General features: G+C 62.2%; 13 protein-coding genes. 12 read left to right on the top strand and 1 reads right to left on the bottom strand.

The window, feature by feature from the left end:
• Nucleotides 1–9: 9 nt before the first annotated feature.
• A complete protein-coding gene (locus C7G61_RS08935; RefSeq protein ID WP_108514076.1) occupies nucleotides 10–630 on the bottom strand; it encodes an LOG family protein in 621 nt (206 codons plus the stop codon).
• A gap of 212 nt (nucleotides 631–842) precedes the next feature.
• On the opposite strand from C7G61_RS08935, the gene C7G61_RS08930 reads away from it, so the two are divergent.
• The 12 genes from C7G61_RS08930 (at nucleotide 843) to C7G61_RS08875 (ending at nucleotide 15834) form a co-directional block, all read left to right on the top strand.
• Entirely contained in the window at nucleotides 843–2846 is a 2004-nt protein-coding gene (locus C7G61_RS08930; protein ID WP_108513733.1) for an ABCB family ABC transporter ATP-binding protein/permease, read from the top strand.
• A gap of 5 nt (nucleotides 2847–2851) precedes the next feature.
• Complete coding sequence (locus C7G61_RS08925; protein WP_274542267.1) at nucleotides 2852–3601, top strand: phosphatidylserine decarboxylase; 750 nt, start codon at nucleotides 2852–2854, stop codon at nucleotides 3599–3601.
• Nucleotides 3602–3680: 79 nt separating this feature from the next.
• Nucleotides 3681–4571, top strand: coding sequence for a CDP-alcohol phosphatidyltransferase family protein (locus C7G61_RS08920; protein ID WP_108514075.1), 891 nt, complete (start codon nucleotides 3681–3683; stop codon nucleotides 4569–4571).
• Between the two features lie 145 nt (nucleotides 4572–4716).
• Nucleotides 4717–5436 carry an RraA family protein gene (locus C7G61_RS08915; RefSeq protein ID WP_108513731.1) on the top strand — a complete coding sequence of 240 codons (720 nt, stop codon included), beginning with the start codon at nucleotides 4717–4719 and terminating at the stop codon, nucleotides 5434–5436.
• Between the two features lie 34 nt (nucleotides 5437–5470).
• On the top strand, nucleotides 5471–6439 hold the full coding sequence (locus C7G61_RS08910; protein WP_108513730.1) for a Bug family tripartite tricarboxylate transporter substrate binding protein: 969 nt from the start codon (nucleotides 5471–5473) through the stop codon (nucleotides 6437–6439).
• Nucleotides 6440–6630: 191 nt separating this feature from the next.
• Nucleotides 6631–7404, top strand: coding sequence for a motility protein A (locus tag C7G61_RS08905; RefSeq protein ID WP_108513729.1), 774 nt, complete (start codon nucleotides 6631–6633; stop codon nucleotides 7402–7404).
• A gap of 33 nt (nucleotides 7405–7437) precedes the next feature.
• A complete protein-coding gene (locus tag C7G61_RS08900; RefSeq protein ID WP_108513728.1) occupies nucleotides 7438–8265 on the top strand; it encodes an OmpA/MotB family protein in 828 nt (275 codons plus the stop codon).
• A gap of 158 nt (nucleotides 8266–8423) precedes the next feature.
• On the top strand, nucleotides 8424–10322 hold the full coding sequence (locus C7G61_RS08895; protein WP_108513727.1) for a potassium transporter Kup: 1899 nt from the start codon (nucleotides 8424–8426) through the stop codon (nucleotides 10320–10322).
• 153 nt (nucleotides 10323–10475) lie between these two features.
• On the top strand, nucleotides 10476–12401 hold the full coding sequence (locus tag C7G61_RS08890; protein WP_108513726.1) for a potassium transporter Kup: 1926 nt from the start codon (nucleotides 10476–10478) through the stop codon (nucleotides 12399–12401).
• 252 nt (nucleotides 12402–12653) lie between these two features.
• Entirely contained in the window at nucleotides 12654–13217 is a 564-nt protein-coding gene (locus C7G61_RS08885; RefSeq protein ID WP_108513725.1) for a hypothetical protein, read from the top strand.
• 343 nt (nucleotides 13218–13560) lie between these two features.
• Nucleotides 13561–14625 carry a M48 family metalloprotease gene (locus C7G61_RS08880; protein WP_145963583.1) on the top strand — a complete coding sequence of 355 codons (1065 nt, stop codon included), beginning with the start codon at nucleotides 13561–13563 and terminating at the stop codon, nucleotides 14623–14625.
• A 474-nt stretch (nucleotides 14626–15099) separates the two neighbouring features.
• Nucleotides 15100–15834 (top strand): hypothetical protein, encoded by a 735-nt coding sequence (locus tag C7G61_RS08875; protein WP_108513723.1) that lies wholly within the window; start codon nucleotides 15100–15102, stop codon nucleotides 15832–15834.
• The last annotated feature ends 18 nt before the right edge of the window (nucleotides 15835–15852 follow it).

Raw genomic sequence — 15852 nt, 5'->3', positions numbered from 1 at the left:
CGAGGAGGCTTAAAGCTTCCGCGCCAGTTCCGGCGCCATTTCCTTGCTGCCTTCGGGCGCACGCGCTGCGGCGGCGCGCAGGCGCGGCACGATGTCCTCGACCCGTTCAGCCTTGAGGATGTCGATGTCCAGTGACGGGCGGATGAACTCGGTTTCGCGCATGTGCGCCAAAAGCGCGATCAGCGGCTCCCAGAAGCCGTCGATGTTGGCGAGCAGAACCGGCTTGGAGTGGCGGCCGAGTTGCTGCCAGGTCATCTGCTCGACCAGTTCTTCCAGCGTGCCGACGCCGCCGGGCAGGGCGACGAACGCATCGGAATGTTCGAACATCAGCCGCTTGCGCTCGTGCATGTCGGGCGTGACGATCATTTCCTGAACGTGCGTCAGCATATTTTCGCGGGATCGCAAAAAATCCGGAATGATCCCGGTGACCAGGCCGCCGTGATCCAGCGTGGATTTGGCGACCGCGCCCATCAGGCCGACCGAACCGCCGCCATAGACGAGCCGGATGTTGTTCTCGGCGAAAGTCTTTCCCAGGGCGTGGGCAGCTTCGACAAAGCGGGGGCTGGAGCCGGCGCCGGAGCCGCAATAGACACAGACAGTTTTGATTTGATCGGTTTTGATTTGATCCATGGAGATCATGTGGCACTGCACCCAGAAAAGCTCAAGTCTGGTTGACTTCGCTGATGCAGCAGAAATAGGCCCGAAATCAAACCAAACGGGGGAAAGATTTATCTTTCAAGGCTGTACGGGAGAGTTAAACGCTCTATATGACGGGCCTATGCAGACCATTAGAAACCATCTAACGGCGGCCGGTGCGCCATCTTGCGTTGGGCGCGACAGCGATGGCTGATCCTGATTCGCCTGACCGTGCCGCCCAGTCTCCGGCCAGCGACTCTCCCGAAAAGGCGACCCTGATCGGGACGCTGGTGCATCTGTGGCCCTATATCTGGCCTGGCGACCGCGCCGACCTGAAGATGCGCGTAGTCTGGTCGATGGTGCTGCTGCTGGCAGCCAAGCTCGCGACGCTGACGGTTCCGTTCACCTTCAAATGGGCGATCGATGCGCTCAACGGCATGGGCACCGCGCCGGTCGAAGCGTCGAACTGGATGCTGTGGCTGATCGCCTCGCCTTTGCTGATGACCGCGAGCTACGGCGCGATCCGCGTGCTGATGGCGGTGCTGACGCAGTGGCGCGACGGCATCTTCGCCCGCGTCGCCATGCATGCGGTGCGCAAGCTCGCCTACATCACCTTCGTCCACATGCACGAATTGTCGCTGCGCTTCCATCTCGAGCGCAAGACCGGCGGCTTGACGCGCGTACTGGAGCGTGGCCGCACCGGCATCGAGGTGATCGTGCGGATGGTGATCCTGCAGCTGATCCCGACCATCGTCGAGGTGTCGCTGCTGATGGCCGTGCTGCTGTGGCAGTTCGACTGGCGCTACGTGCTGGTCACCGCGATCACGGTCGTGATCTACATGTACTACACTTACATCGCCACCGAATGGCGGATCGAAATCCGCCGCAAGATGAACGATTCCGACACTGAGGCGAACACCAAGGCGATCGACTCGCTGCTCAATTACGAGACGGTGAAATATTTCAGCGCCGAGAGGCGCGAGGCCGAGCGCTACGACCATTCGATGGAGCGCTACGAGCGCAACAGCGTCAAGACCTATACCTCGCTGGCGGTGCTCAACACCGGGCAGGCGGTCATCTTTACCATCGGCCTCACCGCGACCATGCTGATGTGCGCGCTCGGCGTCCGCAACGGCACCAATACGGTCGGCGATTTCGTCATGGTCAACGCCATGATGATCCAGCTCTACCAGCCGCTGAATTTCATGGGCATGGTCTATCGCGAGATCAAGCAGGCGGTCATCGACATCGAGAAGATGTTCAACGTGCTGCAGCGCAATCCCGAGATCAAGGATATCCCGGGCGCTGCGCCGCTCGTGGTCAGCTCAGGCAATGTGCGCTTCGACGACGTGCGCTTTGCCTATGATGCAGAACGGCCGATCCTCAAGGGCCTCAGCTTCGAAGTGCCGGCCGGCAAGACGGTGGCGATCGTCGGTCCCTCGGGCGCCGGCAAGTCGACGATTTCGCGATTGCTGTTTCGTCTTTACGACGTCTCCAGCGGAAAAATCCTGATCGACGGCCAGGACATCCGCAACGTCACGCAAGCGAGCCTGCGCGCCTCGATCGGCATGGTGCCGCAGGATACCGTGCTGTTCAACGACACCATCCGCTACAACATCCGCTACGGCCGCTGGGACGCCGGCGATGCCGAGGTCGAAGAGGCGGCGCAACTGGCGCAGATCGACGCTTTCATCCGCATGTCGCCGAAGGGGTACGAAACCCAGGTCGGCGAGCGCGGCCTGAAACTGTCGGGCGGCGAGAAGCAGCGCGTGGCAATTGCGCGCACGGTGCTGAAAGCGCCGCCGATCCTGGTGCTGGATGAGGCGACGTCCGCGCTCGACAGCCACACCGAGCATGAAATCCAGGAAGCGCTGGAGCGCGTCTCGCGTGGCCGCACCTCGCTGGTGATCGCGCACCGGCTGTCGACCATTGTCGGCGCCGATGAAATTATCGTGCTGGATCAAGGGCGCATCGCCGAGCGTGGCACCCATGTCAGGCTTTTGGCGTCTGGCGGGCTCTACGCCAGCATGTGGAACAGGCAGCGCGAAGCCGAGGAGGCGCGGGAGAAGCTCGCCCAGATCGACGACGGCAACGAAGCGCCGAACCGCGCCCCGCCGCCGGTCGACGATCCGCTCAACGAGCAGCCCAGGGATCTGCCCAAATCCAAAGATCCCTTGTCTAAAGATCCCTTGGCAACCGCCGCGGAATAATCCAAATACGGCGCTACTTCCGAAACGGGAAGTCGGCCAGACAACAGCGAGCCCTAATGTCGATTGCGAATTCCATCCGCGCCCAGATCCCGCCGATCCATCCCGAGGGCTATCCCTTCATTGGCGGCTTCGCGCTCGTCAGCCTGATTCTGTTCTGGATCTGGACGCCGCTGGGCTGGATCGGCTCGCTCCTGACGATCTGGTGCGCGCTGTTCTTCCGCGATCCCGTCCGCGTCACGCCGGTGCGCGACGGCATCGTGGTGGCGCCGGCCGACGGTCGCGTCTCCATGGTCGCGCAGGTGTTGCCCCCGGCCGAACTCGGCCTCGGCGACCGGCCGCTGCCGCGCATTTCGATCTTCATGAGCGTGTTCAACTGCCACGTGAACCGCAGCCCGGTGGCGGGCCGCATCGATCGCATCGCCTACCGGCCCGGCGCCTTCATCAACGCCGAGCTCGACAAGGCCAGCGAAGACAATGAGCGCAATTCGCTGGTCATCTCGACGACGAACGGACGGATCGGCGTGGTCCAGATCGCCGGCCTGGTGGCGCGGCGGATTGTCTCATTCGTGCGGGAAGGCCAGTCGATCGGCGCCGGCGAGCGGTTCGGCCTGATCCGTTTCGGCTCGCGTCTGGACGTTTATTTGCCCGAAGGCACGCGATCGCTGGTTTCCGAGGGCCAGACGGCCGTGGCCGGCGAGACGATTTTGGCCGATTTCGGGTCGAGCGAGCAGGGGCGGACGTTTCGGGCCGATTAACCACCTCTTGGCCGCCTAAAAGGCTAAGCCGCCGCCAATGGCGAACCGGGCCGGCGCTTGCTATATAATGGCAAGCATGCTGACCCCAGATCCCAAATACCCTGAACTACTGCGCCGCCGCCGGTTTCGCCCGATCCCGGTGCGGATGCTGGTGCCCAACGTCATCACCTTGCTCGCGATCTGCGCCGGGCTGACGGCGATCCGCCTGTCGATCGAAGGGCGGATGGAGCTCGCGGTCGCCGCCATCGTATTCGCGGCCGTGCTCGACGGGGTCGATGGCCGTGTCGCGCGCATGATCAAGGGCCAGTCGAAATTCGGCGCCGAACTCGACAGCCTTGCGGATTTCGTCAATTTCGGCGTTGCGCCCGGCCTGATGCTGTACTTCTGGCAGCTGCAAGAGCTGAACAATGGCGGCTGGATCGCGGCGATGGTGTTTGCGATCGCGGGCGGCCTGCGGCTCGCTCGCTTCAATGCCAGTATCGACGATCCGAACAAGCCCGCCTTTGCGGCGAATTACTTCACCGGCGTGCCGGCGCCGGCCGGCGCCATCCTTGCGATGCTGCCGTTCTATCTGTCATTTCTCGGCGTCCCGAAGCCGCCAGCGATGCTGACCGCGGGCTATATACTTCTCATCGCGTTCCTGATGGTGTCGCGCCTGCCGGTGTTTTCCGGCAAGACGGTGCGGATGCGCGTGCCGCCCGAAATGGTGCTGCCGGTTTTCGTCTCGGTGGTGTTCTTCGTCGCGCTGCTGATCGGCTATCCCTGGCATATCCTGTCGATTGGATCGGTGCTCTATCTTCTGAGCCTGCCCATGGGCTGGAAGTCCTATCGCGACCACGAGCGCAATGCTGCCGCGGCGGCGCAACCGGCTGCGACGACGGTGGAGACCGCCGCGCCGTCATCTCCAGCGGCGACATTCTCGCCGGCCCCAGATGATACCGAGGACGATCGGCCGGCGCGGCTGAACTGATCGTCCCGCGCGACTCTCCGATATTTCTGCTCCGATATATCTGCCATGAGCTGCCGCCGAGTTGGGTTCTCCTCCAATCTCGGCTATAGGGCTAAAGCGACGCACGGCCTCAAAGAGCCGGGCCGAAAAATCAGGAGAGAACGCCGTGAACAAAGCCGTTACTGCCCCGCTGCCTGCTTCCGTCCTCGAGGCGCTGGCGCGCTATGACACGCCGACGATCTGCAATGCTATGGAAATCGTCGCGCCTGAACGCCGCCTGATCGGCTACACCACCAAGCCGCTGGTCTGCCCGTTCCCCGATTTGCCGCCGATGGTAGGTTATGCCCGCACCGTGACGATCCGCTCGGTGCTCAAATCCACCCTTCCGGCTGACGAGCAGTCGAAGCGCCGCATCGCCTATTACGAATATGTCGGCACCGGCTTCGGTCCGCGCATCACCGTGATCCAGGATATCGACGGCGCCGATGCCGGTTACGGCGCGTTCTGGGGCGAGGTGCAGAGCAACGTGCACAAGGCGCTCGGCTGCCTCGGCGTCATCACCGACGGCTCGATCCGCGACATCCCGCAATGGGCACCGGGCTTTCAGGCGCTGGCCGGCTCGATCGGCCCGTCGCATGCATGGGTTCATGCGGAAGCCTGGGGCGGCGAAGTGCGCGTCGCCGGCATGACGGTGCATTCCGACGATCTGATCCACGCCGACCAGCACGGCGCCATCGTGATCCCGACAGATATCGCGGCGCAGATTCCGGAAGCCGCCGAACTCTGCGGCCGGCGCGAGACGCCGATCCTGGAGATCGCGCGCAGCCCGGACTTCACGTTGGAAAAACTGAAAGAGGCGTTGAAGCGTTCGTCCGAGATCCACTGACAAAAGTCAGGGTTCAACAAACGGGGGAGGCGTCATGAAGAGGTTCTGGGTCGCGCTGTCATTCTTGATCCTCTTCGGTGCTGCGGCTGCGCAGGCGCAAACCTATCCCTCCCGCCCGATCACGCTGGTGGTGCCTTTCCCGCCGGGCGGATCGACCGATGCCGCCGCCCGGATCATGGCCGAGCGGATGCGTGCAACGCTCGGGCAGTCCGTCGTGATCGAAAATGTCGGCGGCGCGGGTGGCAGCATTGGTGTCGGGCGCGTCGCCCGCGCCGCGCCCGACGGTTACACCTTCGACATCGGCCAGTGGGACACCCATGTCGGCAGCATCATCTACAAGCTAGACTACGACCTCGAAAAAGATTTTGAGCCGATCGCGCTTGTTTCCAACAATCCTCAGCTCATGGTCGCCAAGAAAGACCTGCCGGCCAACACGCTTGCCGAACTGGTCGCCTGGATGAAGGAAAACCCGGGCAAGATCAATTTCGTCAACCAGAACGCGGCGGCGAACGTCACCGGCGTGATGTTCGAGAACCTGACCAAGCAGAAGGTGCAGTTCATTCCCTATCGCGGCGCAGGCCCTGCGATGACCGACCTGATCTCCGGTACGGTGGATCTGCTGGTTGTGCAGGGCGCGGTGGCGCTGCCGCAAATCCGCGCCGGCAAGATCAAGGCGCTCGCCAACCTCTCGGCGACACGCTCGGCTTCGATGCCTGACATTCCGACCGCGGATGAGACCGGCGTGCCCGGGCTCTATATGTCGGGCTGGTTCGGCTTCTGGGCGCCAAAGGGCACGCCGAAGGATGTTATCGCAAAACTCAACGCCGCGACGGTGGAGGCACTGGCTGATCCGGCGATCCAGAAGCGCTTTACCGAACTGGGCCTCGACGTCGCGCCCCGTGCGCAGCAAACGCCGGAAGGATTGGCCGCTTTCCAGAAGGCCGAGATCGAAAAATGGTGGCCGATCATCAAGGCCGCCGGCATCGGCGCGCAGGCGCAGTGAGCGCCAAACGCTATGGTTAGTGAATCCTTGCGATCGTGCCGGCGCTGACCCGCAATTCTACGACCGCGCTTTGGGCTTAACCTTTACGCCTCTTTAATGGCGCAGTCGTAGGGTGCCTCCTGCGCAGCTCCGGATGAGCCGCGCGACCGTCCAGGACGGCCGGTAGTTCGCGTGTGCGTTCGGAGTGCAGAATGGATATCACCACGCTCGTTGGCCTGGTCGCCGGCATCATCGTCCTGTCGACGCTGATCCTGATGGGCGGTGACTTCCGGATGTTCTACGACATCCATGCCGTCATCATCATCTTCGGCGGCTCGACGGCGGCGACACTGATCCGCTTCCCGCTCAGCGCGATCCTGCATGGCATGCCGCTGGGTGCGAAATTCGCCTTCACGATGAGCCGTCTTTCGGCGCGCGATCTGGTCGACGAACTGGCCCGCATCGCGGAAATCGCCCGCAAGCAGGGTCCGGTCGGCCTGGAAAAGGTCGAGACCGATGAGCCTTTCCTCGCCAAGGGAATCCGCTACGTCGCCGACGGCTACGATCTCGAATTCATCCGCGACAACATGGAGCGCGATCGCGACAATTTTCTGATGCACCTGAACGAGGGCTCGAAGATCTATCGCGCCATCGGCGACTGCGCGCCGGCGTTCGGCATGATCGGCACGCTGCTCGGCATGGTGCAGATGTTCTCGAACATGTCGGACCCTTCGAAACTCGGCCCCTTCATGGCGGTCGCCCTGCTGGCGACGCTTTACGGCGCGCTTGTCGCAAACCTGATCTGTCTGCCGATCGCCGACAAGCTGCATGGCAAGCTGATCGACGAGGAAACCAACCGCACGCTGATCATCGACGGCATCCTGATGATCCGCGACTCCAAGAGCCCGGCGCTGGTGCGTGAAATGCTGCTGGCCTACCTGCCCGAAAAACACCGCCACGAGGAAGGCGAGCTGGTTCCGGCCTGACCGGCCGACGGCATCCAGGCGCGGACATAAAGCATGGCCAAGAAAAGACGCGAAGAGGCACATGGCGGTCACGGCTGGTTCGTGACCTTTGCGGATCTGATGGCGTTGCTGCTGTCGTTTTTCGTGATGCTGGTGGCGTTCTCCACGCAGGATTCGGCCAAGTTGAAGATCGTCGCGGGTTCGATGCGCGATGCGTTCGGCGTGCAGACCGAAGCCCGATATTCCGGAATCGTCGAAGCCGACGGCCTGCCGACGCGGCCGAATCTGAAGAACGTCGAGCATATTTCGCCCGAGGATTCCTCCAATACGCCGACGCCGGACGACAAGGACCGTCAGCGCGAATCCGGCGCCCGCCTGAAGGTCGATCGCGAGTTCGCGCTTGCTTCGGCCTCATTGCGCCAGGCGCTGCAGGACATGCCGGAACTGACCGAAATGTCCAGGCACATAATCTTCGAAGAGACCAGCCAGGGCCTCAATCTCGAAATCGTAGACCAGGACGGCCGCTCGATGTTCGCCGACGGCTCCAAGGTCCCCTACGACCGCACCCGCCGGCTGATCCAGAAGCTGGCCGTGCCGTTGAAGGCGACACCGCTGCGGGTCAACATTGTCGGCCACACGTCGGCCGGCTTCGTGCCGGCGCGCAGCGAGTATGGCGCATTCGATCTGTCGGCGGACCGCGCCAACGTCGTGCGCCAGATCCTCGAACGCGAGGGGCTGCCGCCGTCCCACATCTACGCCGTCGGCGGCAGGGCCGACAGCCAGCCATTGTTTCCCGATGATCCGACATTGCCGGCAAACCGTCGCGTCACCATCACATTGATGCGTGAAAATCCGCCGCTTCCGCCAAACCTGAAGCCGTAAGGCGACGGAACTACCATAATACCACTCCCGAAATTTCGATTGGCTTTGCGTAAGCTCCGCATCGTGCGCGGTGCTATGCTTGTCCGAGATTGACAGGCAACACGGAAGCGTCGATAGCCGCCCGGATCAATTCAACGACGAGAACGTTCCTCTCCATCATGACTGTCAGCGTCACATCTACCGAAGCCCATGAGGGCCAGGCCACCTCTGGCTTTTGGGCCCTGACGCTGGGAAGCATCGGCGTCGTGTTCGGCGATATCGGCACCTCGCCGCTGTATGCGTTTCGTGAGGCTGTCACGCACGCGGCGGAGGGCCAGCCGGTATCGCGCATCATCGTTCTCGGCGTGCTCTCGCTGATCCTGTGGTCGCTGTTCATCGTCGTGACAGCCAAATATGTGCTGCTGCTGTTGCGCGCCGACAACAACGGCGAGGGCGGTACGCTGTCGCTGATGGCGCTGGGGCAGCGGGCGTTGGGCCGGCGGAGCTGGCCGTTGCTGGCGCTCGGCGTCGTCGGCGCCTCGATGTTCATCGGCGATTCCATGATTACGCCGGCGATCTCGGTGTTGTCGGCGGTCGAAGGTCTCAAGTTGGTCACGCCTGCGCTCGAACATTATGTGGTGCCGCTGACGATCTTCATTCTGGTCGTGCTGTTCTCGGTGCAGAGCAGCGGCACCGCGCGCGTCGCCTCCGCCTTCGGGCCGGTCATGGTGGTCTGGTTCGCGACATTGTCGGTGTTGGGCCTGATCCACATCAGCGACGATCCAACGGTGCTCTACGCGATCAATCCCTGGTACGCGATCCAGTTCATGCTTTCCCATGGCGTCATCGGCCTTGTGACAATGGGCCTGGTGTTTCTGGCGGTGACCGGCGGCGAAGCGCTTTATGCGGATCTCGGCCATTTCGGACGCAAGCCGATCCAGACCGGCTGGTTCTATTTTGTGTTGCCCGCGCTCCTGATTAATTATTTCGGGCAGGGCGCGCTGGTGTTGTCCGACCCGGCGGCGATCGAAAATCCGTTCTATCGGCTGGTCCCCGGAGTCCTCTTGCTGCCGCTGGTGGTGCTGGCGACAGCTGCGACCGTGATCGCGAGCCAGGCGGTGATAACCGGCGCCTTTTCGCTGATCCGCCAGGCCGTGCAGCTCGGCCTGCTGCCGCGCTTCGAGGTTCGCTATACCTCGGAAACCCATGCCGGCCAGATCTATTTGCCGCGCGTCAACCGGCTGCTGCTGATCGGCGTCGTGCTGCTGGTGCTGTTGTTCCGCACCTCGAGCGGTCTGGCTTCGGCCTACGGCATTGCCGTCTCCACGACCATGGTGGTCGACGGCATCATGGGTTTTGTCGTGGTCTGGAAACTGTGGAACTGGCGCGCGGCGACCGCGGCGGCCGTGATCGTGCCCTTTGTGATCATCGACATGAGCTTCTTTGCCGCGAACCTGTTGAAGCTGCTCGAAGGCGCCTGGGTGCCGCTGCTGTTCGGCGTTGCCGTCGCGGTGATGATCTGGACCTGGCGCCGCGGCGCGGCGATTCTGACCGCGAAGACACGGCGCATCGAGGTGCCGCTGGCGGACCTGATCAAGAGCCTGGAAAAGCGGCCGCCGCACATCGTCAAGGGAACGGCGGTGTTCCTGACCTCCGATCCGAGCTTCGTGCCAACTGCGATGATGCACAATCTCAAGCACAACAAGGTGCTGCACGAGCACAATGTAATCCTGACCATCGAAACCGCCCAGACGCCGCGCGTCGATCCGGCCGAGCGCGTCAAGATGGAAACCATCAGCGAGAAGTTCTCTCTCGTGCGGCTGCGGTTCGGCTTCATGGAATCGCCGAACGTGCCCAAGGCGCTGGTAATCGCGCGCAAGCTCGGTTGGCAGTTCGACATCATGGCGACGTCGTTCTTCGTGTCGCGGCGGTCGCTAAAACCCTCGGCGCAGTCGGGCATGCCGCTGTGGCAGGATCATCTGTTCATCGCGATGAGCCGGTCGGCCAATGATGCCACCGACTACTTCCAGATCCCGACGGGGAGGGTGGTGGAGGTCGGAACTCAGGTAACTATCTGACCAACCAACGAGATTCCTCAGGTAAGCCCCTCCGATCCATGCGTTGGACGCATAGCAAGGGCCCAGATAAATATAACCTATGCGTTCCCGGTGGGAGTATAGCCCTGCCGTCCTGAATTGTGCGTTGCAATAAGCAATCGAGGCGCAAATCCCATGTCATCTGAAAGTGCGGTCACCGCGGCGGAAACGCCCGCGGCCAACGGTCATGGCGAAACGCATTCCACCGCCGGCTTCAAGGCCCTGATGCTCGGCAGCATCGGTGTCGTCTACGGCGACATCGGCACCAGCCCGCTCTACGCGTTGCGCGAAGCCATCGTCGCGGCCAGCGGGCACGCGGGTACCGCCAGCCCGCAGGCAGTGCTGGGCGTATTGTCGCTGATCCTGTGGGCGCTGATCGTCGTGGTGACGCTGAAATACGTCGTCATCCTGCTGCGCGCCGACAACAACGGCGAGGGCGGGACGCTGGCGCTGATGGCGCTGGCGCAGCGTGCGGTCACCAAGGGCGGCGGTGCGATCGTGCTGCTCGGCATCATCTCTGGTGCGCTGTTCTACGGCGACGCAGTCCTGACGCCGGCGCTATCGGTATTGTCTGCGATCGAGGGCATCAAGCTCGTCACGGTGACCTTTGAGCACTATGTCGTGCCGCTGACATTGGTCATTCTGGTTGCGCTGTTTGCAGTCCAGTCCCACGGCACCGCGCGCGTTGCCGCATTCTTCGGACCGATCATGTGCGTGTGGTTCGCCGTCATCGCGATCGCTGCCGTGCCGCAGATCATGCTCCATCCCGAGGTGCTGTCGGCATTCAATCCGCTCCACGCGGTTTCCTTCATGCTCCATCACGGCATGATCGGCTTCATCACGCTCGGCGCGGTATTTCTGGCCGTCACCGGCGCGGAGGCGCTCTACGCCGACCTCGGCCATTTCGGCAAGCGGCCGATCCAGACCGCGTGGCTCTTCATCGTGCTGCCGTCGCTGGCGGTGAACTATCTGGGGCAGGGCGCGCTGCTGATTGGCGATCCCAAGGCGATCGAGAATCCGTTTTTCCTGATGTTCCCGGACTGGGCGCTGATCCCGATGGTGGCGTTGGCGACAGCGGCGACCGTGATTGCAAGCCAGGCCGTCATCACCGGCGCCTATTCGCTGACGCGTCAGGCGATCCAACTCGGCCTGATGCCGCGGTTCGAAATTCGCCATACGTCGGAAGCCCATTCCGGCCAGATCTACATTCCGCGCATCAACATGCTGCTGTTCGTTGCGGTGATGCTGCTGGTGGTCCTGTTCCGGTCGTCGAGCGCGCTGGCTGCGGCCTACGGCATCTCCGTGACCGGGACCATGGTGGTCACGGCCATGATGGGCTTTGTCGTGATCTGGCGGGTCTGGAAATGGTCGCCGGTCGCGGCCGCAGCCCTGATCGCGCCGTTTTTGTTCCTCGACATCACCTTCCTCGCCGCCAATCTGCTGAAGGTGTTCGAGGGCGGCTGGGTGCCGTTGGCGCTCGGCGGCATCGTGATGCTCCTGATGTACACGTGGCGTCGCGGCAGCAAGCTGTTGTTCGAGAAGTCGCGCAAGCTCGAATTCCCGCTGGCCGACCTCGTGGCGATGCTGGAGAAGCGCCCGCCGCAGCGGGTGCCCGGCACGGCGGTGTTCCTGACCTCCGATCCCGAATGCGCGCCGACCGCGCTGATGCACAGCCTGAAGCACTACAAGGTGCTGCATGAGAAGAACGTCATCCTCACCATCGAGACCGCGCCGACGCCGCGGATCGACGATAGTGAGCGGGTGCGGATGGAGCAGCTCAGCGAGACCTTCTCGCGGGTGACGCTGAAGTTCGGCTTCATGGAATCGCCTAACGTGCCGAAGACGCTGGCGATCGCCCGCAAGCTCGGCTGGCAGTTCGATATCATGTCGACATCGTTCTTCCTGTCCCGCCGCGCGCTGAAGCCGGCCGCGCATTCGGGCATGCCGCGCTGGCAGGACCTGCTGTTCATCCGCCTCAGCCAATCCGCCAACGACGCCACGGATTATTTCCAGATCCCGACCGGGCGGGTGGTGGAGGTGGGAACGCAGGTCACGATCTAGGGTCCGAGCCCACAAGTTCCGTATAATTTTGTCGCCGGACGGCAACAGCTTGATTGTTTTTTGGGCGGAACAGAACATCTGACTCCACACGCATCCCGGTTTGGATCAGTCTCCTGATGTCGGGGGTCGGCGGATCGGAGTTTTACCCGGCGTGCCGCAGGGCGCAAATGCCTGCGGCATGCGGACTGTGCTCGGAAGCCTTGAGTGGCAATATTCCGATGCGATGATCTGACATTGTGAGGAGTAGCGCAAATGAGTTTCAGCGCGAACGACCATTCCAACTCCGATAATCCGGAAGATCCGCTGTACTACGCACCGCGCTCGGCGCGCGGCATGGCGAACCCGCGATCTAACGCGGCACCGCAGACGAGATCAGACCATTTGCCCCCCACGCCCCCTTTGTCTCGTTATGATGAGATGCGCGAGGAGGCTTTCGCCAAATTCACCCGTCCGTTGGAGTCCCAGTTCGTTTACGAACGCCGCCCACGACGCGGACTGCTCGCCACTGCGGGCGCAATTTCCGCGGCGATCGGCGTTACTGCGATCCTGGCGCTCGTTTTGTTCAACGTGTTTCCAAGGTCAAAAACTGATCCCTCGGAACTCGCCGTCTCCATTTCAACCCCTGCATCGGCGACGCCGGCCCCGGTAACGACGGAAGACTCCCAGGCGCTGCTTCAAGGATTCAAGCAGTTTCAAAGGATACAAGGCCAAGACCCGGCTGTTTCCGAACCCGCCTCCGCCGGAACGGCTAAAGAGGCGCCCGAAAAATCCCAGGCTCTGCTCGAAAAATTCATGCAGTGGCAGCAGAGGAAATAACCGGAGGCGCAACTACCGTAGCTTGGCAGTCGCTTCCGAATAAGGAAGCAGCCGTCTCAGGAAGTATCAGTCTCGCAAAATCTGAGGCAACGGGCTGCGGACCGCGGCTATCGCGGGCCTGAGTGACCAGAAGATCGATCTAGTCCAGCTCACAGACTCTCCGCACCATCGCGATCGGCGGGCTCCAATACGCCGCGCAACCAAAGCCGGTTCCCGCTAATACCGTAGTATCCCTTGTGCATTCCGCAAGTTTCCTGTGTCTATGGCATGAAATTGGCATGACAGGGCGCAAGTTGATCCGTAACCTTCGCGTTGGGCGTGCATCAGGGGGCAGGGAACAGGGGTGTTTGACGCTGGCATAGGCTGGACAGCTTTGCATGGTCATCGGCCGCGGCGGGATGCCGTCGCCGACCTCACGCCAGGCATTTCACTCGCTTTGGTGCGCTGTGCGCCGCCGATGCAAATGCTGAGCGTTTCCAGGTGCGGTACTACCGTAGAGATTTATTGGCCGTCCGGTGAGGCAGGCACCTACCTGCGATGCTGTATCGAGCTGAACTCGAAAGATCGGGACCTGTTGCGGCATCGGCGGCTCGCCCATCAGACAGCGAACAATCAATCATCGGCATTGGCGATTCTTGCAATGATGTTGCTGCTCGCGATGTGCGGTTGGATCGTCGGTGGGACCGAGGGCATGCGGCGCGCGTTACAGGGAACCGTCCCCCGCCCTGAAGGCACGGTTATCTCGCGCGAGAATATGTATCGCTGGTTCGGCGCCCGCCAGCTGTTCCACGCCCAGGCGCCGGAGTTGTTCGCCATTCTGACGAAGGTTTGCGGCCGAGCCGGCTTGGCTCGAGTGCCGGAGCTTTATTGCCTGCCGGCACCAAGCGATATGAATGCCTACGCGCTCGGCGGACCGGAACGCAGCGCCATCGTCTTAACTGAGGGGCTGTTGCGCGGCATGACGCGCGAAGAGATCGCCGGGATCTTGGCCCACGAAGTGGCGCATATCCGCAACAATGACACCTGGACAATGAGCTGGGCGACTACATTGCGCCGTGCGATCGATTGGACCTCGCTCGCCGGTCTCGCCCTGCTGCGAACGCGACATAACCACGGCGCGATGAGGGCAAGCCAGCCATTGGCGACGCTGCTGAGCGCAGCTCCGGCGCTCGGTCAGCTGCTTGGACTGGCGCTGTCGCGCGTCCGCGAACTGGATGCGGATGCAACCGCGCTAGAATTGACCGGCGACTCGCGGGCACTCATCGCCGCACTCGATAAGCTGGAGCGCCATCATACCGGCTCTGCGCCAATGGCTGTGCCTGCATTCGGGCATGATCCCATGCGCTTGCTTCGCAGCCACCCCGCTACCTCCGAGCGGGTCGGTACTCTACTCAACCTCACTTTTTAGCAACGTCTGAGCCGAAGCAGATGCGGCAAGAGCGCTGGCTGACAAGATCCGCGCGTCCTGGAATTTTCATAGAGTTGCCACCAAAATATCTCCGCGTGTCCGCGAAACTATTCGCGCTTGAGCGCGTTCGGGGAAAAATCAGCAATCAATCGCAGAGCGTCTGAGCGGACGTAAGTAGCTGGCCTCCAGGAGATGGCTGCTAAGAAACAACAAACCCGCTCCTGCATCTCTCAACGGCTTTGTTTTGCCGCCTTATGCTTCTCATTCGGTTGTTGCCTTGAGGAACGCAGTTCGCGTGCCTCAAGGCAGACGTAACCTATTGCTGCGATTTGTCCGGCGTTGAGCATTTGAATTTGAAAAATGCAGAGCCGTCACAAACCGGCGTGACGGACTGTGCCACCGAAGGACCTCGCATGCTGAGGCTCTACAAAGCACTTTGGGCTGAGGGCACCAACCATCGCAAGGAGAACAGCGATGACCTACTTTGATTACCTCGCGCATAATCCGCAGTTCGGACAGTTCGGTCCGCAACAACAAGGGGGATGGGGAGCATTAGGTTCGCAAGGCGGTGTTGGATTCGGACAGGCGGCCTACGGCCAGCAATATGGGCAATACGGCGGTCAGCAGCCCTTCGGCGCGTTCGGATATAACCCCGGCTGGGGCGGGCAACCGACGGGATGGGGCCAGCAGTGGGGCGGCCAACAGCGCCAGCTTTCGCAACAAGACGTGAACGAGGTCGTGCGTCAACTGGTACCGGCGCTGCCTCAAATGCTCGCGCAAGCACAAAATCCGTTCGGCGGAATCGGCTACGCGGCCTACGGCCAAGCGCCGCGGCAGCTGAGCCCGCAGGACGTGAATGAAGTCGTGCGGCAAATCCTGCCCATCGTTCCGCAGATCGTTGGAATGCTGCAGAGCCAGCAGCAACCTCACTATGCGGCCATGCAGGGCGGCCTCGGTCAGGGTCAGTTCGGAGGCCTCGGTCAGCAACTCGGAGGCCTCGGCCAACCTGGTCTCGGCCATCCAGCGCAAGCCTGGGGCACTCAGTTTGGCGCACCTCAGTTCCAGTCAGCGTTCGGCGGTCCCATGGCCTTTGGCCAACAGCGACAACTGACGCAGCAGGATATGGCCGACATTACGCGCCAGCTGATCGGCGTCATTCCTCAGGTCATAGGTAACCTTCAGGCCTATAGCCAACAGCGGATGATCTGAGCGCAATTCGCGGCCAGT

The sequence above is a fragment of the Bradyrhizobium algeriense genome (assembly GCF_003062295.1).
Lineage (GTDB): Bacteria > Pseudomonadota > Alphaproteobacteria > Rhizobiales > Xanthobacteraceae > Bradyrhizobium > Bradyrhizobium algeriense.
This window is presented reverse-complemented; position numbering and strand designations above follow the sequence as displayed.